We start from the raw sequence: 665 nt of genomic DNA, 5'->3' as shown, positions 1-665 counted from the left end.
TCAACCACATGGACAGCGTTCCGAGAACACGGCATCTGAGCGCGATACTAAAGAGGGCACTGCTCGTCATCGCTCTGGGGCCGCTCCCGTTGATCGGGCTCTCACCCCATGCCCAGGCGAACGCAAAAGACAATGACCTTTCCGGAAACTGGACCGGTACCTGCACGAAGTACGCAACAGGGTCCACCTGGGACGTTTACCTCACCATTCGCGACGAACGCCCGGCAGCAGGCGCCGCAGCCCGCTTCGCCCGCGACCCCGCCGAGTTCAACCCGCGCCGCGCCCACCTGGCCCTGGTCGGCGCCAACACCGCTGACATCACCGCCACCGCTGACATCACCGCCGCCGCGCCCAGCGCCATCGACACCACCAGGCGGCCATCATGACGACCGCCACCACGGGCACCACTACCGCTTCGCCGGCGTCGAGTGCCGAACGCCTCAGCCGAACGACCCAACTCCGAGAACGTCACACCAAGACTCGTCAGCGATTCGGCAAGGTCGAAGCGATAACGGTCAGGAGAGGTCGCGGCCAGCTGCCGATAGAGGACGACAGCCTCCTCCTCCGCACCCAACGCCTCAGCCGAACGACCCAACTCCGAGAACGTCACACCAAGACTCGTCAGCGATTCGGCAAGGTCGAAGCGATAACGGTCAGGAGAGGTC

At 64.7% G+C, this 665-nt stretch carries 2 protein-coding genes; both read left to right on the top strand.

Annotation, left to right across the window (positions count from 1 at the left end):
- On the top strand, positions 1-386 hold a 386-nt coding region (locus Q9G87_RS60475), incomplete at its 5' end, for a hypothetical protein (protein ID WP_305925709.1).
- On the top strand, positions 383-665 hold a 283-nt coding region (locus tag Q9G87_RS60470), incomplete at its 3' end, for a hypothetical protein (protein WP_305925708.1). The genes Q9G87_RS60475 and Q9G87_RS60470, both read left to right, overlap by 4 nt.

The organism is Nonomuraea turcica, from assembly GCF_030718205.1.
GTDB lineage: Bacteria > Actinomycetota > Actinomycetes > Streptosporangiales > Streptosporangiaceae > Nonomuraea.
The sequence above is the reverse complement of the archived record's forward strand: the minus strand, read 5'-3'. Positions and strand labels throughout refer to the sequence as shown.